This window comes from Pseudomonas sp. B21-051 (assembly GCF_024748795.1).
Lineage (GTDB): Bacteria > Pseudomonadota > Gammaproteobacteria > Pseudomonadales > Pseudomonadaceae > Aquipseudomonas > Aquipseudomonas putida_A.
In genome coordinates, this window is record NZ_CP087166.1 from 222479 (window position 1) to 243045 (window position 20567).

Here is a 20567-nt window from a genome sequence, read left to right on the forward strand (position 1 = left end):
TTTTCAACCAGGGACTTTTATGTCGCGTCGTATCTCCCCCGTCATACCCGGCTTCGGGCTGACGCTGGGTTACACCTTGGTGTACCTCAGCCTGATTGTGCTTATCCCGCTGGCGGCGATGTTCGTCCACGCCGCCCAACTCACCTGGGATCAGTTCTGGACGATCATCACCGCGCCACGTGTGCTGGCAGCGTTGAAGCTGAGCTTCGGCACCGCGCTGTGTGCGGCGGTCATCAACGGCATCATCGGTACGTTGCTGGCCTGGGTGCTGGTGCGCTACACCTTCCCCGGGCGCAAGGTGATCGACGCGATGATCGACCTGCCGTTCGCCCTGCCGACGGCGGTGGCCGGTATCGCCCTGACCGCGCTGTACACCCCGACCGGTCTGGTCGGGCAGTTTGCCGCCGACCTCGGGTTCAAGATCGCCTACACCCCGCTGGGTATTACCCTCGCGCTGACTTTCGTCACGCTGCCGTTCGTGGTGCGCACGGTGCAACCGGTACTGGCTGACATTCCCCGTGAAGTCGAAGAAGCCGCCGCCTGCCTTGGCGCGAAACCTTTGCAGGTGTTCCGCCATATCCTGCTGCCAGCGCTCTTGCCCGCCTGGCTGACCGGTTTTGCCCTGGCGTTCGCCCGCGGTGTCGGTGAGTACGGTTCGGTGATTTTCATTGCCGGCAACATGCCGATGAAAACCGAGATCCTGCCGCTGCTGATCATGGTCAAGCTCGACCAGTACGATTACACCGGCGCCACTTCCATCGGCGTGCTGATGCTGGTGGTTTCCTTCGTCCTGTTGCTGCTGATCAACCTGTTGCAGCGGCGCATCGAAACCCCATAAGGAGGCGCGAACATGTCCCAATCGTCTATTGCGGCCGCGTCCTCGGCCAACGCTGCCCGGCGTGGCAGCGCTACTTCACGCAGAATCCTGATCGGCCTCGGCTGGCTGATCTTTTTCCTGTTTCTGGTGCTGCCGCTGTTCATCGTGGTGTCGCAAGGTCTGAAGAATGGCCTCGGCGCATTTTTCACGGCGATCTTTGAACCGGACGCCTTGTCGGCGCTGAAACTCACGGTGATCGCCGTGCTGATTTCGGTGCCGCTGAACCTGGTGTTCGGGGTCAGTGCCGCGTGGTGCGTGAGCAAATATTCGTTCCGCGGCAAGAGCATGCTGGTGACGCTGATCGACCTGCCGTTCTCGGTATCGCCGGTGATCGCAGGTCTGGTCTACGTGCTGATGTTCGGCGCTCAGGGCCTGTTCGGCCCGTGGCTGCAGGATCATGACATCCAGATCGTCTTCGCCCTGCCGGGCATCGTGCTGGCGACGATCTTCGTCACCGTGCCGTTCGTGGCCCGTGAGCTGATCCCGCTGATGCAGGAACAAGGCACGCAGGAAGAGGAAGCCGCGCGGCTGCTCGGCGCCAATGGCTGGCAGATGTTCTGGCACGTCACCGTCCCCAACATCAAATGGGGCCTGATCTATGGCGTGGTGCTGTGTACCGCACGGGCCATGGGTGAGTTCGGTGCGGTGTCGGTGGTTTCCGGGCACATTCGCGGGGTGACCAACACCTTGCCGCTGCACGTCGAGATCCTCTACAACGAATACAACCACGTGGCCGCGTTCGCCGTGGCGAGCCTGTTGCTGATCCTGGCGCTCTTCATCCTGCTGCTCAAGCAGTGGAGCGAAAACCGTATCAACCGCCTGCGCGCCAGCGCCGCGGAGGAATAATTCATGTCGATCGAAGTGCGTAACGTCAGCAAGAATTTCAATGCGTTCAAGGCGCTGGACAACATCAGCCTGGACATCCACAGCGGTGAACTGGTGGCGCTGCTCGGCCCGTCCGGCTGCGGCAAGACCACGCTGCTACGGATCATCGCCGGCCTGGAGACCCCGGATCAGGGCAACATCGTGTTTCATGGCGAAGACGTCTCCGGCCACGACGTACGTGATCGCAACGTTGGTTTCGTGTTCCAGCACTACGCCTTGTTCCGCCATATGACGGTGTTCGACAACGTCGCGTTCGGCCTGCGCATGAAACCGAAAAACCAGCGCCCGAGCGAAAGCCAGATCGCGACCAAGGTCCACGAGCTGCTGAACATGGTGCAACTGGACTGGTTGTCGGATCGCTACCCGGAACAACTGTCCGGTGGTCAGCGTCAGCGTATCGCCCTCGCGCGCGCGTTGGCGGTTGAGCCGAAGGTGCTGCTGCTCGACGAACCGTTCGGCGCCCTCGACGCCAAGGTGCGTAAAGAGCTGCGTCGCTGGCTCGCGCGGCTGCACGAAGACATCAACCTGACCTCGGTGTTCGTGACCCACGACCAGGAAGAAGCGATGGAAGTCGCCGACCGCATCGTGGTGATGAACAAGGGCGTGATCGAGCAGATCGGCTCACCGGGCGACGTCTACGAAAACCCGGCCAGCGATTTCGTTTATCACTTCCTCGGCGACTCGAACCGCTTGTTGCTCAGCGACGACAACCATGTGCTGTTCCGTCCGCACGAAGTGTCGTTGTCCAAGCATGAACTGGAAGATCACCACGCCGCTGAAGTGCGCGATATCCGGCCGCTGGGCGCAACCACGCGAGTGACGTTGAAGGTCGAAGGGCAGACCGATCTGATCGAGGCCGAAGTGGTGAAGGATCACGACAGCCTGATCGGACTGGCCAAGGGTGAAACGCTGTTCTTCAAGCCGAAGGTCTGGCAGAAAGTCGCCAGTCTTTAAGATCAAAAGCTTCGCGAGCAGGCTCGCTCCCACAGGGAAATACATTCCAAATGTGGGAGCGAGCCTGCTCGCGAATGCGATCTACACAGCCGCACGATTCGGATTGACCCGCACCACCCCCGCCCGCGCCTCGATCTGCTCTTTCAACTCATGGCGCATGCCGAGCAGGAACGCCACTTCGGCCACCACAAACAGCGGCCCGACAATCAATCCGCTCACGTCATCGACAAACGCCGGTTTGCGCCCCTCGTAGTGGTGCCCGACAAACTGGATCACCCAGCCAATCACGAACATCGCCAGCCCGCTGCTGAGCCAGACCATGGTGCTCTGCTGCGCCAGCGCATGCCCGGCCCAGACCGACAGGCCCATCAGCACCGTCATCAGCACGCCCAGTTTCAGTTCCAGGCGCAGGTAGAACCACGCCGAGGCCAGCGCCAGCAGCGCCGCCGGCGATACCCAGAAACCGTCCAGCGACCACTCTGGTCGCGACAACAACACCGCCACCGCCACCACGATCAGCGGAATGCCGATAAAGTGGCTGGCAATGTTGCGCGGGTCGCGGTGGTAGGCGGCGTATTGACTGAGATGGTCGACGAGGCTTTTCATTGTTGTTCCTCCTGTAGGGTGAGAGCAGCATGCCCCGGGTTCGGCGTTCGCTCTGTCAGGCAGGCGACAATTGGGAGTGTTCATGGATAAGCGTTCACGGCTGCTGACCGGGCAATGGTTCAGTCATCTGCCGGCATCCTTTCAGGATAGTCTGCTGGCGGCGGCCCGGGAGCGGCGGCTGACGGCGGGGCAACGCTTGTTCCAGCGCGGTGATCCGCCCTGCGGCTTGTACGCGGTGCTCGACGGCGCGATCCGGATCGGGGCGGTGAGCGAGCAGGGCAAGGAGGCGTTACTGAGCCTGGTCGAGGCGCCGCACTGGTTCGGCGAAATCTGCCTGTTCGATGGTCAGCCGCGCACCCATGATGCCTACGCTGTGGGGCCGTGCACCCTGCTGAATATCCCGCAGGCCACGCTGCTGAAAATCCTCGATGAACAGCCGGTGTACTGGCGGCATCTGGCATTGCTGATGAGCCACAAACTGCGCCTGACCTTTATCAATCTCGAACAATTGAGCCTGCTGCCGGCCCCGGCACGCCTGGCCCATCGCTTGTTGATGATCGCCGAAGGCTACGGTGAAATCGATGCGCCACGTCGGGTGCTGCAACTGCCGCAAGAGCAGTTGGCGTCGATGCTGTCGCTCTCACGGCAGACCACCAACCAGATCCTCAAGGATCTGCAGGGGCAGGGGATTATCGGGTTGGGGTATGGCGAGATCGAGATTCTCGATGCCGAGCGATTGCGGGCGCTGGCCACGCTCTAAAGAACACTGCCATCCCTGTGGGAGCGAGCCTGCTCGCGAATGCGGTAGGTCCTTCAACGGTGATGTCGACTGAACCGACGCCTTCGCGAGCAGGCTCGCTCCCACATTTTTGATTTGTGTTGATTCAGGAACCGCGATAGGTCGAGAAGCCATAAGGGCTGAGCAGCAGCGGGATGTGGTAGTGCTGGTCAGTCTGCTTCACCTGGAAAATCACCGGAATCTCCGGGAAAAACGTGTCGCGCTTGTTCTTCTCGAAATATTCGCCGGTCTTGAACACCACCCGGTATTCGCCCGCCTCGAAAGGCTGTTTGGCCGGGAACAGTTCGGCGATGCGCCCCTGCTCGTTGGTGGTGCCCTGGGCCAGTGGCTGCCAGTTCTGGCCGACGTGTTTTTCCAGGGTCACGTTGACGCCCGGCGAGGGCAGGCCGTTTTCCAGGTTCAGCACGTGCACGCTCAGTGGATTGCCGGCGGCCAGCGCCAGGCTGGAGAAGGCACTCAGGCCGAGTGCGGCGAAGGTCATGCGCAGGGTGGTCATGGTCAGTCTCCTTATTGGGAACGGGTAATGGTCAGGCCGGCCTTTTCGGCGGCCTTGATGGCACAGTTTTCGTCCTGCTCGCCGCCGCCGGAACCGGCCACGCCCATGGCGCCGACCAGTTCATCAGCGGCGAACAACGGAATCCCGCCGCCGAGCAACAGCAGCTCATCGAGGGTGTTGAGGTTGGCGGTCTCCGGATTGCTGCGTGCGCGTTCGGCGAACAGCCGGGTCGGGGTTTTCGTCGACAGCGCGGTGTAGGCCTTGCGCTGGCTGGCAGCGGTGTTGTGCGGGCCGATGCCATCGCCGCGCAGGGTCACCAGCAGGTTGCCGCCACGGTCGAGCACCGTTACCGTGGCGGTGCAATTGCTCAGTGCGGTGTCGGCCAGCAGGCGTGCGGTTTTCAGGTCGAGGTCAGCGTGGCGCGGCAGCTCGGCGCTGGCGAAAGCGCTGGCGCTCAGGCCGATGGCGAGGCTCGCAGCAAGGTATTTGACGGTCATGAACAGGCTCCGGAAGCGAAGGACATCACCTTAAACGCCGGTCTTCGTCAGAACCCCGTCAGGCGGATTACAAGTTTGTAATGGGCAACGCCGCCGAAGGCGCCTAGCCTGTGTGCCTGATCAATCGAGGTGTGCCATGCGTTTGCTGGTCGTAGAAGATGAAGCCAAAACCGCGAATTTCCTGGCCAAGGGCCTGGGCGAGTCGGGTTTTGCCGTGGACGTGGCGCTCAATGGCCTCGATGGACGCTATTTCATCGAGCAGCAGGCATACGACCTGATCATCCTCGATGTGATGCTGCCGGGCCTCAATGGCTGGCAACTGCTGCAACTGATCCGCCAGCGCGGCGCCACCCCGGTGCTGTTCCTCACCGCCAAGGATGCCATCGAAGACCGTGTGCGCGGCCTCGAACTCGGCGCCGATGATTACCTGCTCAAACCCTTCGCCTTTGCCGAATTGCTCGCGCGAGTGCGCACGCTGTTGCGGCGTGGGCCGCTGCGCGAGGCCGAGTCCTACAGCATCGCCGATCTGGAAATCGACGTGCTGCGGCGTCGGGTCAGTCGCGGCGGTCAGCGCATTGCCCTGACCAACAAGGAATTTGCCTTGCTGCAATTGCTCGCCAGCCGTCAGGGCGAAGTGTTGTCCCGTACGCTGATAGCCTCGCAGGTGTGGAACCTGAATTTCGACAGCGACACCAACATGGTCGAAGTTGCAGTGCGCCGCCTGCGGGCCAAGGTCGATGACCCTTACATGCCGAAACTGATCCACACCGTGCGCGGGGTCGGCTATCAGCTGGAGGCGCCCGACGATGCGGTCTAGGTCGATCGCCTGGCGTCTGGCGCTGGCGTTCGCCGTGGTTTGCGCGTTGGTGTTGAGTGCGATCGGTGTGTTTCTGTACCGCTCGCTCGAGTCGGAGATCGCCTATCGGGATGATCTGGCGTTGCTTGGCCGCCTGGAACAGGTGCGCGCCTTGCTCGCCGACAGCGATAGCCTCGGCGCCTTGCAGGCGCGGCCACGGCTGTACCAGAACATGCTCGGTAACCTCGACAGCCTGCTGCTGGCACGGCGCGCCGATGGCTCGAACGTGATTGCGATCAACCCGCGTCAGCGCGAGCTACCGCCATTGAACGCAATCGCGCGCGAGCAAACGCCGCAGCGTGGCGATGTGCTGACCTGGCAAGCGCCGGACGGCGCCGAGCTGGCGCTCTTGTCCGGTGAAGCCCAAGGGCCGAACGGCGAACCGCTGACGGTGATCGCCGGCAAGGTGCTCACTGAACGTGAACAGATGCTCGCCAGTTATCGCTTGCGCCTGTACCTGGCCGTCGGGCTGGGCGCGTTGCTGGCGTTCGCGCTGGGCCTGGTGCTGCTGCGCCGTGGTCTGCAACCGTTGCGCCAGTTGAGCGCGGCGGTGCGCGGCATTGATCTGCGCAGCCTCGACCAGCGACTGCCCGCCAGTGGCACCCCCGCCGAACTGCTCGAACCGGTGCAGGCGCTCAACGGCATGCTCGCGCGGCTGGATGACAGTGTGCAGCGGCTGTCGCAGTTTTCTGCCGATCTGGCTCACGAGATCCGCACACCGTTGCACACCTTGCTCGCCAGCAACGGCCAGGCGCTGAATCACCCGCGCAGCACGGCGGAGTATCAGGAGCTGCTGGCGTCGAACATGGAAGAGTTCGAACGCCTCAAACGCATGGCCGAGAACCTGATGTTCCTCGCCCGCGCCGAACAGGCGGAGCGCGCGCTCGACTTGCAAACACTGGATCTGCATAGCGTCGGCAGCGAGCTGTGCGATTACTTCGAAGCCCTGGCCGATGATCGCCAGTTGCGCCTGGAAAACCAGCTGCACGGCGAACTGTTGGCCGATCAGCAACTGCTGCAACGTGCCCTGGGTAATCTGCTTGCCAACGCGGTGCGTCACGCCGATGAAGGCACACTGATCAGCCTGCGCCGCCACGATGAGCCTGGCGTGTGCTGGTTACAGGTACACAACCACGGCCCGGTGATTGCGCCAGAACATCTGGGCAAACTGTTCGACCGCTTCTATCGCATCGACCCTTCACGGGCGCAACCTGGGGATTCCGGTGGGCTGGGGCTGGCGATTGTGCAGTCGATCATGCTGTTGCATGGCGGGCGGGTGCGGGTGAGCAGTGATGCGAGTGGCACTGTGTTCGAGTTGGGGTTTGTCCTAAGCCAATGATGCGCCGTGCAAGTACTCTGAAACTCAGCTAGAGTGTGGAAATTAGTGCATCGCATGTGATGCATTTTGTTTATTTATCTATAAATGCATCGTAAACAGTGCAGGTTTGCGCAATGGAACAGATCGGCGAACTGATCAGAAGCTTGCGCAAGGCGCGCAAACTCTCCCAGCAGGCACTGGCTCAACAATATGGCATGAGCCGCGCCACTATCTCAGGGATCGAAAACAATACGGTCTCCGAAATCGGACTGCGCAAGGTTGAGGCAATTCTTAATGGCTTCGGTTACGAGCTGGTTGCCGTTCCCCGCCAGTCCAATCGCCCAACCATCGACACTCTGCAAAAAGTGAATTTCCATGACTGAAACGCCGGACAGGTTGCAAATCCGTGTTGGTGAACAGGTGGTCGGGACGCTGGGGCGCGGGCAAGTTCGCGACGACAGCGTGTTCAGTTACCGCGAAGACGCCAGCGCGGACAATGCGGTATCGCTGACAATGCCCACTCGCCTGGACAGCTATGGCTGGGAACATGGCATTCACCCCGTCTTCGAGATGAACTTGCCCGAAGGCGCGCTGCGTGAGGAATTGATGCGGCGCTTCAGTAAAGCAGTGCGTGGCTTCGATGATTTTGCTTTGTTGGCTATCGTCGGCCCCCATCAGCTCGGCCGTCTGGCAATTGCCGGCGCACCGGCGACTGATCAGCCTCCGGCAACATCCCTCAGCGATCTGCTGGTACACGATGGTGCTCAGGGGCTGTTCGAAGATCTGTTACAGACCTACGGTCAGTATTCCGGAGTGTCAGGCGTGCAGCCCAAAGTGCTGGTGCGTGACAGCGCTGCCGCGATTGATCGCCTGACTCATCGGGGCGCGACTCATCTGGTCAAGGCCTTTCGCGCCGAAGAGTATCCGCAGCTGGCAACCAATGAATATTTCTGTATGCGGGCGGCGCAGCACTGCGGCCTCGAAGTGCCAACATTCGAGCTCAGCGAGCGCGGCAAATTTCTGGTGATCGAGCGTTTTGACCTGAGCGATTCGGGGTACCTCGGTTTCGAAGATTTCTGTGTACTGAACGGGTGGCCGTCAAAGGCCAAATACGACGGTTCCTATGAAGGTGCCGCGCGGCAGATCAAGGCATTCGTTTCGCCGCAGTTGCTGGGCTCTGCCCTGGAAGCGTTTTTCAAGATTGTCGCGTTGTCTGCGGGGCTGAAAAATGGTGACGCGCATCTGAAGAACTTCGGCGTGCTTTACGAAGATTGTGCAGAGCAGTCATCCGTCAGGCTCGCGCCGGCGTACGACATCATCACAACGTCGGTTTATATCAAGAGCGACAGCATGGCGCTGCTGCTGGGCGGTTCAAAAGCCTGGCCCAAGTACAAGATGCTGATGCGATTCGGTCGTACGGCATGCAACCTGACCGAGGCACGTTGCAACGAATTACTGCAACAAGTGGCTCATGGCATGCAGATGGCGATGAAGGAAATGGCCGAATACAGTCGTAAGCATCCCGAGTTTGCCGAAGTGGGCGAGGCGATGATCGAACAGTGGACTTCCGGCCTGCAACGCAGCTTGATCAAGGGCTGATGGTCAGCGCAACTGATCGCGAAACTGCCCCGGCGTCATTCCCGTCCAGCGTTTGAACGCGCGGCTGAAGCTGCTGGTGTCGGCAAACCCCAGCAGGTAACTGACTTCACTCAACGAACACTGCGGATCGCGCAGGTGCAGCAGCGCGAGGTTTTCGCGGCTCTCGTTGAGCAGCGTGTCGAAGCGACAGCCCTCGTCCGCCAGGTGCCGTTGCAGGCTGCGCAGGCTCAGGTGCAAGGCCTGGGCGATGCGTTCGGCGCTGGGTTCGCCTTCAGGCAGTTGTTCTTCGATGGCGTCGCGCACCTTGCGCTCCCAGGTCAGCGGTTGGAGCTGGGCCAGGGTGCGCTTGAGCACCGCTTCGTTGTGTTCGGCCAGTTCCGGGTTGGCGTCGTCGAGGTGGCTGTCGAAGTCGGCGAGGGCAAACTCCAGGCGATCTTCGGCGCAGGAGAAATGCACCGGGGCGCGGAACACCTTGTGCCACTGATGCGCATCGGACGGTTCCGGGCGGCGCAGGTACACCGCCAGCGGCGCGTAATCGCGACCCAGGCGATTGCGGCAGGTACGCACGTAGATCGCGGCAAACGCGTCGATGGCTTCGAAGGCCGGCGCCGGATTGCCTGACGGAATTTTCAGACGAAACAGATAGCGGTCATCGCTGCGGCTCAACTCCAGTTCCAGCGCATCGCTGACCACCGGGTGATAACGCACGATGCGTTCGAACACTTCGCGCAGACTGCCGCTGGCCACCAGCGCATAACCCAGCGCATGGAACGTGGTCGGGCTGACGAACCGCGACACTCGCAGGCCGATCGCGGGATCGCCGCTGAACTGTACTGCCAGTTGCCACAGGCGCGTGGTGCCGGACAACGGATAACGCGCGTTCGGGTCGTCCATCAACTGCGGATCGAGCCCGGCCTGTTGGCACAGGCCGAGACTGTCCAGCCCCAGCGCATCGAGTTGCTTGCGCAAGGCACGGGTCCAGCTGGCGAGAGAGGTCGGTTCCTTCATGCTGATTGGCGCTTCCGGTCAACAGGTTGGCGTTCACGGCTACCATCAATAAAGCTTTCGCAAGGCAGGATGCGAACATCAATAACCAGAGGATGGAAGCATGGACCGTACTTCTGCAAGTCCCCAGCGACACAATGCTGCCCAGCGATCAGCGCATATTCGCGAAGTGGTGCTGGCCAAGGGCGTCGAGTTGCGTCAGCGCTATCCGATTTTGCAACACCAGGACGCCTTCGGCGCGGGGATTCTGGCCTTTGCTCTGGCCGGGATGATCGGTTCGGCGACGCTGTACATCACTGGCCACATGGCGTGGTGGGTATGCCTGTTGCTCAACGCGTTTTTCGCCTCCCTGACCCACGAGCTGGAGCACGACCTGATCCACAGCATGTATTTCCGCAAGCAGCGCGTGCCACACAACCTGATGATGGGCCTGGTGTGGCTGGCGCGGCCGAGCACGATCAATCCGTGGATCCGCCGCCATCTGCACCTCAACCACCACAAGGTCTCCGGCACTGAAACCGACATGGAGGAGCGGGCGATCACCAACGGCGAGCCTTGGGGTCTTGCGCGCTTGCTGATGGTCGGCGACAACGTGATGTCGGCGTTCATCCGCATGCTAAGGGCCAAGACCTGGGCGCACAAAATCAACATCATCAAACGTACCCTGAAGGTTTATGCGCCACTGGCGCTGGTGCATTGGGGCGCGTGGTACGTGTTCCTCGGTTTCCATGCGGCGAATGGCATCGCCTACCTCATGGGTTCGCCGATTGAATGGTCGGCGACCACGCTGTCAGTGATGCAGGTGATCGATATCGCGGCGGTGGTGATCATCGGCCCGAACGTGCTGCGCACCTTTTGCCTGCACTTCATCAGCTCGAACATGCATTACTACGGCGATATCGAGGCGGGCAACGTGCTGCAGCAATGCCAGGTGTTGAACCCTTGGTGGTTGTGGCCATTGCAGGCGTTCTGCTTCAACTTCGGCAGCAGCCACGGGATTCATCATTTTGTGGTGAAGGAGCCGTTTTACATCCGGCAGATGACCGTGCCGGTGGCGCATAAGGTGATGCGTGAGATGGGCGTGCGGTTCAATGATTTCGGCACGTTCGGGCGGGCTAATCGGTTTGTTCGTCGGGATGAAGTGGCGCAGGAAGAGGTGCGCACTGCCCGGGCTTGATGGTGAGTGTGAAGGCCTATTCGCGAGCAGGCTCGCTCCCACACTGGATCGTATTCGCAAATCCAGATTGTGGGAGCGAGCCTGCTCGCGAAAGCGATCTATCAGTCAACATCAGTCCGGCTGAAACGGCGAAGCACTTAAAATCACCCCGGTCTCCTCCACATATCTCTGCCAATGCCCGATCAAGGTGCTGAGCTTGTCCGGCTGACTCGACGCCAGATCATGAATCTCACCCGGATCGCTGCTCAGGTCATACAGCTGCCAGGTCGCCGGCCCCACCGGCCCGGGGATCCACACGGCTTTCCAAGACCCTTGGCGAATCGCTCGGCGGCCAAACAACTCCCAGCCAGTCACGGTGTGCTCGTCATGCACCTGCGCCGTCTCGCCGGACAAAAAGCCCAGCCATGATTTACCGCGCAGCGGCGCCACCGGTTTGCCGTGCCATTGCTTGCCCGGATGGCGCACGCCGGCCAGATCGAGAATCGTCGGAGTGATGTCCATCACCGTGCCAAAGCCGTGGCTGATATGTCCTTTGATCGGCAGTTGCGGATAGTGCAGCAGCGCCGGTACGCGAATCCCGCCTTCGGTGGTGAACGCCTTGAACAGCCGTGACGGCGCCGTCGCCACCTGCGCCCAGCTCGGCCCGTACCAGACGTAGGAATTGGCGCGGCCGATGTTGTCGAGGCTGTTGTCGTAATGCTGATTGAGGTAAGTCAGCAGTTCCGGGCCGAACTTGGGGAACGCTTCCAGCAGCGCGCCCTCGGCACCGTTGTCGGACATGAACAGGATGAAGGTGTTATCGAGTTGGCCCTGCTGGCGCAGGTAATCGACCACCCGGCCGATGTTCCAGTCCATACGCTCGACCATGGCCGCGTAGACCTCCATGGCCCGCGCGGAAATCTGCCGTTGCTCATCGCTCAGCGCCGCCCATTGCGTGTTCAGTTGAATCAACGGATGCGGCTCGACATCCGGCTCGATCAGGCCCAGCGCCTTGAGTTTTTCCAGGCGCTCCAGACGCAAGACTTCGGGACCGGCGTCGTAGCGACCACGGTATTTTTCGACGATGTCGGCCGGTGCCTGCAACGGCCAGTGCGGTGCGGAGAAGGGCAGATAAGCGAAGAATGGCCGGCTCTGATCGCGCTCCTTGAGATACTGCAGCAGCTTGTCGCCGAAGGCGTCCGACGAGTAGAAATCCTTGGGCAGCTCATCGATAAAGGTGTCGTCTTCGATGTACAGCGCCGGAGTCGATTTCAGCAGGCCAGGGGTGTGTTCATCGTAGGTCGGCTCGAAACCATAGTGGTTGGCCGCACCCGGCAGCAGCGAGAACGAACGCTCGAAACCACGGGCCTGCGGCGCCAGTTCAGCGGTCAGGCCGAGGTGCCATTTGCCGCTCATCAAGGTTTGATAACCGGCCTCGCGCAGCAGCTCCGGCAGGGCCACAACGCGGTCGTTGAGATAGCCCTCGTAACCCGGTTTGCCGATCAGCTCCGGGGTCAGCGCTTCGGCCATGGTGCCGATGCCGGCGATGTGGTGGTCGGTGCCGGTCAGCAGCATCGAGCGGGTTGGCGAGCAGGTCGGTGCGGTGTGGAAATCGGTCAGGCGCAGGCCGTTGTTGGCCAGGGCATCGAGGTTCGGCGTGGCGATTTCGCCACCGAAGGCGCCGATGTCGGAGAAACCGAGATCGTCGGCCAGAATCACCAGAAAGTTGGGGCGTTGCGGCATCGAAAAGCTCCTCTCAGCAGGCAATGAACGACAGCGGCAGATCGCGGATCTGGACCGGCAGGCTCGGTTGGTAATGGTCGTCACTGGTCAGTTCGTGCAGCAGCTCTTCACGCAACTGATGGAAGTCGAAACTGCTGCGCTGACGCGGGTGCGGCAGGGCGATGTCGACCACTTGCTTGATCCGTCCCGGACGGGGCTCCATCACCACCACGCGATCGGCAAGAAAGATCGCTTCTTCGACGTCGTGGGTGACGAGGATTGTGGTGATTTTTGCCCGGTCGCGGATCGCCAGTAGCTCGTCCTGCATCTGTTGGCGGGTCAGCGCATCGAGCGCGCCGAAGGGTTCGTCGAGCAGCAGAATCCGTGGGCTGGCGACCAGTCCGCGAGCAATCGCCACACGCTGGGCCATGCCACCTGAGAGCTGGTGCGGATAGGCCCGGGTGAAATCGCGCAGGCCGACCAGGTCGATGAAATCGTTGATGCGCTGCTGCTTTTCGGCGGTGCTCAGCGGCTCGTTGACCAGGCCCAAACCGATGTTGTCGGCCACGGTCAGCCACGGGAACAGCCGATGCTCCTGAAACACGATGCCACGCTCGCCGCCGATGCCGCTGACGGCTTTGCCATCGACGGTGATCTGCCCGCGAAACTGCGTATCCAGACCCACCAGCAAACGCAGCAAGGTGGATTTGCCGCAACCGCTGGAGCCGACGATGGCGACAAATTCGCCCTCGGCGATGTCGAGATTGAATTCGCGAATCGCCTCCAGTTCGAAACCGTCGACGTCGAAGGATTTGCCTACGTGGGTGAAGCTGACAATCGGTGCGTTCATGCGTGTCTCCAGCGAGTGGCGCGAATTTCCAGGCGTTGGCCGATGAGGTTGAGCAGGGCGCCGGTGAGGCCGACCAGCAGCATCCCGGCCATGATCAGGTCCATGCGCAGCAGTTGTTGGGCGCCGATCATCTGGCTGCCGATGCCGCCGTTGGATGGCATGAAATATTCGGCGCCGATGGTGCCGAGCCAGGCGTAGATCAGGCTCAGGCGCAGTCCGGCGAAAATCCCCGGCGCCGCACCCGGCAGCACCAGACGACGCAGGCGCTGGCCGAGGCTCAGGCGCAGCACCTGCGCGGCTTCGTTGAGTTGTGGCGAGAGGTTGGCGACGCTGCGTTGGGTGGCGATGAACAGCGGGAAAAACGCGGCGAGGGCGACGAATACCCACTTCGCCAATTCACCCAAACCGAACCACGCGGTGAGCAGCGGCACCCAGGCAAAAATCGCGATCTGGCGAATGGCGGCGAGGGTCGGGCCGAGCAGCCGTTCGCTGGTATGTGAAAGCCCCAAAAGCAAGCCGAGGGCGAAACCAAGTCCGCCGCCGAGCAGCAAGCCGCCAAGGGTACGACCGAGGCTCAACGCCATGCCGCTGATCAGCGTGCCGTCGAGCAGCCCGTTTTTTGTTGTTTCCAGCACCGCCAGCGGGCTGACCAGAATGTTCGCATCGATCCACTGCTGATCGCTCGCCACTTGCCATAAACCGATCAGGCTCAGCGGCAATAGCCACGGTTGCAGGCGTTGCCAGCCTTCATAGCGCGGGCCACGACGGATTTCCGCAGTGGCCGGGTGCGGCCAGTGCACCAGTTTGCGGTCGAGAAAACTGATGCCGCGATCCATCGCTACACCCAGCACACCGATGACCACGATGCACACGAACACGATATCGAGCATGAACAGTTGCCGTGCCCAGACCATCAGGTAGCCGACGCCTTCGCTGGACGCCAACAGCTCCACCGCCAGCAATGAAGTCCAGCCGGCGGCCAGGGCCAGACGCACGCCGGCCATGAACGCCGGCAGTGCGGCAGGCAACACTAGACGCCGGATCAGCAAGTACGACGGCAGGCGCAGTACGGCGGCGGCTTCGCGCAGTTTCGGTTGCGCATCACGAACGCCGACCAGGGTGTGCAGGGTCACCGGCACCACGATGGCCTTGATCAGCACCACCAGTTTCAGCACTTCGCCGATGCCGAAAAACACCATGAACAGCGGAATCCACGCCAGCGTCGGCACCTGTGCCAGACCGGCGAACGTCGGGAAGACCAGGCGTTCGAGGCGACGGCTGAAGCCCAGCGCGGCACCCAGCAGCGCACCAGCCGAGATCCCTGCCAGCAAGCCCCAGAGCAGACGTTGCAGGCTGATCCACAAATGACTCCACAACTCGCCCTGTGACAACTCGATGGCGCTGGTCCACACCAGCGATGGCGCCGGCAGGATCTGCTCGCTCATCCATTGATTGCGTGCGGCCAGCCACCACAGCGCGAACAGGCTGATCGGCAGCAGCCATGGCAAAAGGCGGTGGTTGAGGCTTGGCCACACCCGTCGACTTTTCAGGGGCGGCGCGGGCAGCGGCAGGCTGAGCAGGGAATCACGGGCCATGGGTGACCTCCGTTGTCGGGTTGGATCGGGAGCAAGATCAAAAGATCGCAGCCTTCGGCAGCTCCTACAGGGGTACGCGTCCCGTGAATTCGCCCCTGTAGGAGCTGCCGACGGCTGCGATCTCTAGCGGCATTAGCTAAAAACAAATCGTTATAAGTAAAATTGAAAACATCATATTTGGAGATAAGCAGCGCCATTTAAGGCTTTCAGCGCATCGCGCATCCAATGCATTCGAAGAATATTTTCGATGCTGTTAATGCATACGCCGCTGCAGCCCGCGTTATTGCTTGCTTAGCGTCAAAAGCTATAAAAATGTGCATTTATAGTATTTAAGCGAAGGTCGTGCTTCGGCCTACTTTCGGCTCCTCAACGCCTGTCGTGATCAAGGAGCCGTACCCATGAACCTTCCCTTCAAACGAGTCTTCAGTCTGTTTGCCATTCCGGCACTGGCGGGCCTGCTGGCGTTTAACGCGCAGGCTGACGAACTCAAGGAAATCAGGATCGCCGTGCCTGACCTGAGCGCCGGCACCCAGCACAGCGGCGGCGGTGTGGTGGACGTGCTGCGTGATCAGCAGATCTTCGAAAAAGCCTTCGCCGATCAGGGCATCAAGATTCAGTGGAGCTTCTTCAAGGGCGCCGGGCCGGTGATCAACGAGGCGTTTGCCAACGGTCAGGTCGATCTGGCGTATCTGGGCGACCTCGCGGCGATCATCGGCAAATCCAATGGCCTCGACACGCGTTTGCTCAGCGCCAGTGCGCGTGGGGTGAAGCAATATCTGGGCGTGGTGCCGGGCTCGGGGATCAAGACCCTGCAGGATCTGAAAGGCAAGCGCGTGGCGATCTTCCGTGGCACCGCCACGCAGTTGTCGTTTGATGCGGCGTTGGCCAGTCAGGGCTTGAGCGAGAAGGACCTAAAAGTGATCAATCTCGACTTCAGCGGCGCGGTCGCGGCCTTGGCGGCGAAACAGATCGATGCGTCGTGGGGTAGCTCAGGGCTGACGGCGCTGCAAGCTAAGGGGCTGGCGGAATTGCCGCTGAACACCAAGGATCTGGGTGGTGCCGGTAGTGTGCAATCGGTGCTGGTTGGCACCGGCAAGTTCATCGACGGGCACCCGGAGGTCGTGGCAAAACTGCTCAAGGCGCAGCAGCAGGCGGTTGAGTGGCTGACTCGGGACAGCAACAAGGACGCTTATGTGCAACTGGTGTCGGGGCTGGCGAGTTATCCACCGGTGATCCTGACCCAGGATCTGGCGGATCAGAAACTCAGTGAAGTGTTCCCGTCGACGCTGGACCCGGTGTTCCTCGGCAAGTTGCAGGACTCGGTAGACCTGGCGGCGCAGCAGAAGCTGATTCGCAAGCCGTTCAAGGTCAGCGATTGGGTGGCGCCTGAACTGGCGGCGGCCAAGCTTTAAAAGCCAAAGATCGCAGCCTTCGGCAGCTCCTACATGAGAACGCATCTCCATGTAGGAGCTGCCGAAGGCTGCGATCTTTTGATCTTCAAACGGCCACGCTGATCGCCTGTTTATCCACCGCCACTAACGTCTCGATCATCGCTCTTGCTGCCGGCGACAAGCGAAACCCGGTGCGACTGACAATCCCGCAGCGCGCGTTCATGCTCTCCAGATTCTGCGGCAGATTGCGCCAGTGCAGCAGCGCCAGTGAACCTTGGGCAATGTCCTCGTAAAACGCCTCTTCCGTACCGATGCCGATGGCATTCGATTGCAGCACCACTTTCACCAGCGCCGGGAAGTGCTCGGTCTCGATGGTCGGGGAAAAATCGATCCGGCCGCTGAGGTTCGCCAGCAGTTTGCGAATCCCCGGCGGAATCAGCGTGGTCGCCAGCGGGTAGTCGAACATGTCGTTGGTCGACATGCTTTCCTTGGCCAGCAGCGGGTGCCCGGGACGGCAGAAAAACACCCCGCGCTTGGGCGTCAGGGCCTGGGTCTGGAAGTTCGGGTCGGCTTCGAAGTGGCGGATGTCGGCGATGAAGAATTCGATCTCTTCACGGCTCAGCGCACGGCTGAGTTTTTCCCAGTTATCCACCTGAAAACAGGTGCGCACTTTCGGGTGCGCGTTGATGAATTGCGCCACCGCATCCGGCACCAGTTTCACCGCCGGGGCCGGGCCGCAGCCGAAGTGCAGTTCACCGGCATCAAGCTTGGTCATCTGCGTCACTTCCGCGCTGAGCAGCGCCGCGCCTTGCACCAGGGTCAGGGCGTGTTGCAGCACCACCTGGCCTTCGGGCGTCGGGCGCAGATCCTTGTTTCCGCGATCCACCAGCACGCAGCCGAACTCTTGCTCCAGCCCTTGAATGCTGCGACTGAACGCCGGTTGAGTAATGCCCATCGCGTCCGCTGCACGGACAAAACTGCGGTGTTCGTTGAGGGCGATGAAGTAGCGCAACTGGCGAAGATCCATATGCTTTTCCGGCATCCTAAAAATAGCTCGAAGGCATTTGCGACGAGGGTTGCTTGAGGTTTTAAATGCAAGCTCTTATTCCGTCAACGAAGCATGTGAATATCTATTAGATGTAAATGGAATATAGATAGAGCGATGCTTCGCTGCCGCCCAACCGCAAGCAGTCGATGAGGGTCTAACCATGAGCAATGCCGCACTCGCTGTAAAACCCGCTGTCCATGCGCTGGAAATCCATCCGGTGGCCGGCCGTATCGGCGCCGAAATCCGTGGTGTGCATCTGTCCGGTGAGCTGGACGCAGCCACAGTCGAAGCCATCCAGCAGGCGCTGATCCAGTACAAGGTGGTGTTCTTCCGCGAGCAGACCCAGCTCGACGATCAGCGCCAGGAAGCCTTCGCCCATCTGCTCGGCGAGCCAGTGGCGCATCCGACCGTACCGGTGCGTGAGGGCACGCGTTATCTGCTGGAACTGGACGGCGCTGAGGGCCAGCGCGCCAACTCCTGGCACACCGACGTGACCTTCGTCGACGCCTACCCAAAAGCTTCGATCCTGCGCTCGGTGGTGGCCCCGGCATTCGGTGGCGACACCCTGTGGGCCAACACCGCGACCGCTTACAACGAACTGCCGAGCGAGCTGCGTGAGCTGGCGGACAAACTGGTTGCCGTGCACAGCAACGAGTACGACTACGCCGGGGCCAAGCCGGACGTCTCGGCAGAGAAGCTTGAACGCTATCGCAAGATCTTCACCTCGACCGTCTACGAGACCGAACACCCGGTGGTGCGCGTGCACCCGATCAGCGGCGAAAAGAGCTTGCTGCTGGGGCATTTCGTCAAACGCATCAAGGGTTATTCGCAGGCCGATTCGGCGCACCTGTTCGGCCTGTTGCAGAGCCATGTGATCCGTCAGGAAAACACCGTGCGCTGGCGCTGGAAGGCCGGTGACGTGGCGATCTGGGATAACCGTTCGACTCAGCATTATGCGATTGATGATTACGGCACTCAGGATCGCATCGTGCGGCGGGTGACGCTCAAGGGTGAAGTGCCAGTTGGGGCTTCGGGGCAGCGTAGTCAAACCATCAAAGGTGCCGAGCTGGTCGGCGTCTGATCGGCCGGTACTTGTAGGAGCTGTCGAGTGAAACGAGGCTGCGATCTTTTGATTTTAAAGATCAGGATCAAAAGATCGCAGCGTGCCGCAGCTCCTGCCGGAATCACCAGACGCCAATCTGCACGACTTTCTCGGTCTCCGGCTCGCCATAGCGAAACCGCTGTCCACGCAAATCAATCTCCTGATGACTGATCGTGGTCCGCCGCTTCAGCCCGCGCAGCCACTCGAACAGATACCCCGCATGCTCCTCGCGCACCGCCGCGTAGGCCGGATCCTCACCCAAGTCGCGCAGCTCCTGCGGGTCATTCAACAGGTCAAACAATTGCGGCCGAAAGCCGTCGTACGCCAGGTATTTCCAGCGCTCGCTGCGCACCATGGTCATGCGGCAACGGTCGATCGGCTGGCCAAGTCGCTCGCGGGCAGGTGCCTGGAAGGCGTAGTCGTATTCGCTGATGGCGTAGCGGCGCCAATCGGGATTTTCCCCGTGCAGCAGCGGGATCAGCGAGCGTCCTTCCAGCCGATGCTCGGCCCCCGGCAAGCCCAGGGCCTGGAGAAACGTCGGCAACGTATCAATGGTTTCCGCCAGCCGCTCATCCACCGTGCCCCGAGTGTTGTCCGCCGCGGCGCGCGGGTCGCGCACGATCAATGGCACGCCTACCGCTTGCTCCAGCAAAAACTCTTTTTCGCCTAGCCAGTGATCGCCAAGAAAATCGCCATGATCGCTGGTGAAGACGATCAGTGTGTCATCCCAACGTCCGTTGCTCTGCAGAAAATCAAACAGTCGCCCGAGCTGATCATCCACCTGCTTGATCAGGCCCATGTAGGTGGGGATTACATTCAATCGTACTGAATCACGAGAGAAGTTGAGGCTTTCCTCATGTTGACGAAACGCCGTGTATACGGGGTGTTTGCTGGCTTCGGAGGGCGTCGCGCGGACCGCTTCGAGAATCGATTTCGTACTGTACAAAGCGTGGTACGGTTCCGGTACGATGTAGGGCCAGTGCGGTTTGATGTAGGAAAGGTGTAAACACCAGGATTTCTCACCTTGCTCGGTGATGAAGTCGATGGCTCGATTTGTAGTGTAGACAGTCTCTGAAAACTGCTCGGGAATTCGCGCTGGCAAATGCGCATGACGCATCTGCCAGCCGCTGAGGATTTCGCCGTTCTCACCTTCGGCGGCGTTGGCCCAGTCGTGCCAGGGATTGCGCCCGTCGAAACCCTGCTTGCGCAGGTAATGGGTGTAGGGCGCGGACTCGCGTTTGTCGTCGAACAGCGGGTCGTCGGGGAAGATCCCGTCGTGACGAAAGTACGGTTCGAAACCGACCTCATTGAGCACCTCGGCCTGCGCGCTGTCCGGGTTGATCGCCAGACGCTGCAAGGCATCGACGTTGGCGGTGGCGTGGGTCTTGCCGACCAGCGCAGTGCGGATGCCATGGGGGCGCAGGTAATCACCGATCGTCAGCTCTTCCAGGGGCAACGGCACGGCGTTCCACGCGACCTGATGGCTGCTGACGTAGCGTCCGGTGTAGGCCGACATTCGCGACGGCCCGCAGATCGTGCCCTGGGTGTAGGCACGGCTGAAGCGCACGCCGGCGGCGGCCAGGCGATCGATGTTCGGCGTGTGCAGATGCGGGTGGCCATAGCAGGACAGGTAATCGCGGCGCAGCTGATCGCACATGATGTACAGCACGTTGCGCATGGGGTTTTGCGGGTTGGACATGAGATTCACCGGTCAGAAAGACAGGCGAGGGTTGTCGCTTTCGACGGGGGTGTTCGGCAAGTGCATTTGGGGAATGGGTTTTATGCAGGGATTGCATTGGCTCCTGTACCGG

At 61.0% G+C, this 20567-nt stretch carries 20 protein-coding genes; 11 read left to right on the forward strand and 9 right to left on the reverse strand.

Going from position 1 to position 20567, the window contains the following annotated elements:
• Positions 1-19 precede the first annotated feature (19 nt).
• Genes cysT through LOY52_RS00975 form a run of 3 tightly spaced genes read left to right on the forward strand, consistent with a single transcriptional unit; the run spans position 20 to position 2716 of the window.
• Positions 20-838, forward strand: a complete 819-nt coding sequence (gene cysT, locus LOY52_RS00965) for a sulfate ABC transporter permease subunit CysT (protein WP_202370896.1) — start codon at positions 20-22, stop codon at positions 836-838.
• Positions 839-850: 12 nt separating this feature from the next.
• Positions 851-1723 (forward strand): sulfate ABC transporter permease subunit CysW, encoded by an 873-nt coding sequence (gene cysW / locus LOY52_RS00970; RefSeq protein WP_007952817.1) that lies wholly within the window; start codon positions 851-853, stop codon positions 1721-1723.
• Between the two features lie 3 nt (positions 1724-1726).
• Positions 1727-2716: a sulfate/molybdate ABC transporter ATP-binding protein gene (locus LOY52_RS00975; RefSeq protein WP_003220514.1), complete on the forward strand. Its 990-nt coding sequence runs from the start codon at positions 1727-1729 to the stop codon at positions 2714-2716.
• 81 nt (positions 2717-2797) lie between these two features.
• On the opposite strand, the gene LOY52_RS00980 is transcribed toward LOY52_RS00975, so the two are convergent.
• A complete protein-coding gene (locus LOY52_RS00980; RefSeq protein WP_258677788.1) occupies positions 2798-3322 on the reverse strand; it encodes a DUF962 domain-containing protein in 525 nt (174 codons plus the stop codon).
• 82 nt (positions 3323-3404) lie between these two features.
• Between LOY52_RS00980 and LOY52_RS00985 the strand changes: the two genes are divergently transcribed.
• Positions 3405-4082, forward strand: coding sequence for a Crp/Fnr family transcriptional regulator (locus LOY52_RS00985; RefSeq protein WP_003220518.1), 678 nt, complete (start codon positions 3405-3407; stop codon positions 4080-4082).
• 124 nt (positions 4083-4206) lie between these two features.
• On the opposite strand, the gene uraH is transcribed toward LOY52_RS00985, so the two are convergent.
• Together uraH and LOY52_RS00995 are read right to left on the reverse strand one after the other, a co-directional pair.
• The gene (gene uraH, locus LOY52_RS00990; protein ID WP_258677790.1) at positions 4207-4617 is read right to left on the reverse strand and encodes a hydroxyisourate hydrolase; all 411 of its coding nucleotides are present in this window, start codon (positions 4615-4617) and stop codon (positions 4207-4209) included.
• An 11-nt stretch (positions 4618-4628) separates the two neighbouring features.
• Entirely contained in the window at positions 4629-5114 is a 486-nt protein-coding gene (locus LOY52_RS00995) for a heme-binding protein (RefSeq protein WP_258677794.1), read from the reverse strand.
• A gap of 136 nt (positions 5115-5250) precedes the next feature.
• On the opposite strand from LOY52_RS00995, the gene LOY52_RS01000 reads away from it, so the two are divergent.
• The 4 genes from LOY52_RS01000 to LOY52_RS01015 all read left to right on the forward strand — a co-directional run bounded on the left by LOY52_RS01000 (position 5251) and on the right by LOY52_RS01015 (position 8887).
• Positions 5251-5931, forward strand: a complete 681-nt coding sequence (locus LOY52_RS01000; RefSeq protein WP_047290769.1) for a heavy metal response regulator transcription factor — start codon at positions 5251-5253, stop codon at positions 5929-5931.
• Positions 5921-7309, forward strand: a complete 1389-nt coding sequence (locus LOY52_RS01005) for a heavy metal sensor histidine kinase (RefSeq protein ID WP_258677797.1) — start codon at positions 5921-5923, stop codon at positions 7307-7309. The genes LOY52_RS01000 and LOY52_RS01005 overlap by 11 nt, the downstream gene beginning before the upstream one ends.
• Before the next feature lie 113 nt (positions 7310-7422).
• Positions 7423-7671, forward strand: coding sequence for a helix-turn-helix domain-containing protein (locus tag LOY52_RS01010; RefSeq protein ID WP_258677799.1), 249 nt, complete (start codon positions 7423-7425; stop codon positions 7669-7671).
• Entirely contained in the window at positions 7664-8887 is a 1224-nt protein-coding gene (locus tag LOY52_RS01015) for a type II toxin-antitoxin system HipA family toxin (protein ID WP_258677801.1), read from the forward strand. Before LOY52_RS01010 ends, LOY52_RS01015 begins: the two co-directional genes overlap by 8 nt.
• A gap of 3 nt (positions 8888-8890) precedes the next feature.
• On the opposite strand, the gene LOY52_RS01020 is transcribed toward LOY52_RS01015, so the two are convergent.
• Positions 8891-9895 carry an AraC family transcriptional regulator gene (locus tag LOY52_RS01020; RefSeq protein WP_115988474.1) on the reverse strand — a complete coding sequence of 335 codons (1005 nt, stop codon included), beginning with the start codon at positions 9893-9895 and terminating at the stop codon, positions 8891-8893.
• Between the two features lie 100 nt (positions 9896-9995).
• On the opposite strand from LOY52_RS01020, the gene LOY52_RS01025 reads away from it, so the two are divergent.
• Positions 9996-11069: a fatty acid desaturase gene (locus LOY52_RS01025; protein ID WP_258677805.1), complete on the forward strand. Its 1074-nt coding sequence runs from the start codon at positions 9996-9998 to the stop codon at positions 11067-11069.
• Between the two features lie 111 nt (positions 11070-11180).
• Here the strand turns inward: LOY52_RS01025 and LOY52_RS01030 are convergent, their stop codons facing one another.
• Genes LOY52_RS01030 through LOY52_RS01040 form a run of 3 tightly spaced genes read right to left on the reverse strand, consistent with a single transcriptional unit; the run spans position 11181 to position 15215 of the window.
• On the reverse strand, positions 11181-12791 hold the full coding sequence (locus tag LOY52_RS01030) for an arylsulfatase (protein WP_258677807.1): 1611 nt from the start codon (positions 12789-12791) through the stop codon (positions 11181-11183).
• A gap of 13 nt (positions 12792-12804) precedes the next feature.
• The gene (locus LOY52_RS01035; protein WP_095137867.1) at positions 12805-13620 is read right to left on the reverse strand and encodes an ABC transporter ATP-binding protein; all 816 of its coding nucleotides are present in this window, start codon (positions 13618-13620) and stop codon (positions 12805-12807) included.
• Positions 13617-15215, reverse strand: a complete 1599-nt coding sequence (locus tag LOY52_RS01040) for an ABC transporter permease (RefSeq protein ID WP_258677810.1) — start codon at positions 15213-15215, stop codon at positions 13617-13619. The genes LOY52_RS01035 and LOY52_RS01040 overlap by 4 nt, the downstream gene beginning before the upstream one ends.
• A gap of 398 nt (positions 15216-15613) precedes the next feature.
• Between LOY52_RS01040 and LOY52_RS01045 the strand changes: the two genes are divergently transcribed.
• Positions 15614-16627 (forward strand): ABC transporter substrate-binding protein, encoded by a 1014-nt coding sequence (locus LOY52_RS01045; protein ID WP_258677811.1) that lies wholly within the window; start codon positions 15614-15616, stop codon positions 16625-16627.
• Positions 16628-16712: 85 nt separating this feature from the next.
• Here the strand turns inward: LOY52_RS01045 and LOY52_RS01050 are convergent, their stop codons facing one another.
• On the reverse strand, positions 16713-17633 hold the full coding sequence (locus LOY52_RS01050) for a LysR family transcriptional regulator (protein WP_258677812.1): 921 nt from the start codon (positions 17631-17633) through the stop codon (positions 16713-16715).
• Positions 17634-17814: 181 nt separating this feature from the next.
• On the opposite strand from LOY52_RS01050, the gene LOY52_RS01055 reads away from it, so the two are divergent.
• Positions 17815-18735, forward strand: a complete 921-nt coding sequence (locus LOY52_RS01055; RefSeq protein ID WP_025111029.1) for a TauD/TfdA family dioxygenase — start codon at positions 17815-17817, stop codon at positions 18733-18735.
• 103 nt (positions 18736-18838) lie between these two features.
• On the opposite strand, the gene LOY52_RS01060 is transcribed toward LOY52_RS01055, so the two are convergent.
• Entirely contained in the window at positions 18839-20455 is a 1617-nt protein-coding gene (locus tag LOY52_RS01060) for an alkaline phosphatase family protein (RefSeq protein ID WP_258677813.1), read from the reverse strand.
• Between the last annotated feature and the right edge of the window lie 112 nt (positions 20456-20567).

Excerpts from the sequence above, each read along its gene's own strand:
- cysT (WP_202370896.1), top strand. The coding sequence starts at position 20 with ATGTCGCGTCGTATCTCCCCCGTCATACCCGGCTTCGGGCTGACGCTG.
- cysW (WP_007952817.1), top strand. The coding sequence starts at position 851 with ATGTCCCAATCGTCTATTGCGGCCGCGTCCTCGGCCAACGCTGCCCGG.
- LOY52_RS00975 (WP_003220514.1), top strand. The coding sequence starts at position 1,727 with ATGTCGATCGAAGTGCGTAACGTCAGCAAGAATTTCAATGCGTTCAAG.
- LOY52_RS00980 (WP_258677788.1), bottom strand. The coding sequence starts at position 3,322 with ATGAAAAGCCTCGTCGACCATCTCAGTCAATACGCCGCCTACCACCGC.
- LOY52_RS00985 (WP_003220518.1), top strand. The coding sequence starts at position 3,405 with ATGGATAAGCGTTCACGGCTGCTGACCGGGCAATGGTTCAGTCATCTG.
- uraH (WP_258677790.1), bottom strand. The coding sequence starts at position 4,617 with ATGACCACCCTGCGCATGACCTTCGCCGCACTCGGCCTGAGTGCCTTC.
- LOY52_RS00995 (WP_258677794.1), bottom strand. The coding sequence starts at position 5,114 with ATGACCGTCAAATACCTTGCTGCGAGCCTCGCCATCGGCCTGAGCGCC.
- LOY52_RS01000 (WP_047290769.1), top strand. The coding sequence starts at position 5,251 with ATGCGTTTGCTGGTCGTAGAAGATGAAGCCAAAACCGCGAATTTCCTG.
- LOY52_RS01005 (WP_258677797.1), top strand. The coding sequence starts at position 5,921 with ATGCGGTCTAGGTCGATCGCCTGGCGTCTGGCGCTGGCGTTCGCCGTG.
- LOY52_RS01010 (WP_258677799.1), top strand. The coding sequence starts at position 7,423 with ATGGAACAGATCGGCGAACTGATCAGAAGCTTGCGCAAGGCGCGCAAA.
- LOY52_RS01015 (WP_258677801.1), top strand. The coding sequence starts at position 7,664 with ATGACTGAAACGCCGGACAGGTTGCAAATCCGTGTTGGTGAACAGGTG.
- LOY52_RS01020 (WP_115988474.1), bottom strand. The coding sequence starts at position 9,895 with ATGAAGGAACCGACCTCTCTCGCCAGCTGGACCCGTGCCTTGCGCAAG.
- LOY52_RS01025 (WP_258677805.1), top strand. The coding sequence starts at position 9,996 with ATGGACCGTACTTCTGCAAGTCCCCAGCGACACAATGCTGCCCAGCGA.
- LOY52_RS01030 (WP_258677807.1), bottom strand. The coding sequence starts at position 12,791 with ATGCCGCAACGCCCCAACTTTCTGGTGATTCTGGCCGACGATCTCGGT.
- LOY52_RS01035 (WP_095137867.1), bottom strand. The coding sequence starts at position 13,620 with ATGAACGCACCGATTGTCAGCTTCACCCACGTAGGCAAATCCTTCGAC.
- LOY52_RS01040 (WP_258677810.1), bottom strand. The coding sequence starts at position 15,215 with ATGGCCCGTGATTCCCTGCTCAGCCTGCCGCTGCCCGCGCCGCCCCTG.
- LOY52_RS01045 (WP_258677811.1), top strand. The coding sequence starts at position 15,614 with ATGAACCTTCCCTTCAAACGAGTCTTCAGTCTGTTTGCCATTCCGGCA.
- LOY52_RS01050 (WP_258677812.1), bottom strand. The coding sequence starts at position 17,633 with ATGGATCTTCGCCAGTTGCGCTACTTCATCGCCCTCAACGAACACCGC.
- LOY52_RS01055 (WP_025111029.1), top strand. The coding sequence starts at position 17,815 with ATGAGCAATGCCGCACTCGCTGTAAAACCCGCTGTCCATGCGCTGGAA.
- LOY52_RS01060 (WP_258677813.1), bottom strand. The coding sequence starts at position 20,455 with ATGTCCAACCCGCAAAACCCCATGCGCAACGTGCTGTACATCATGTGC.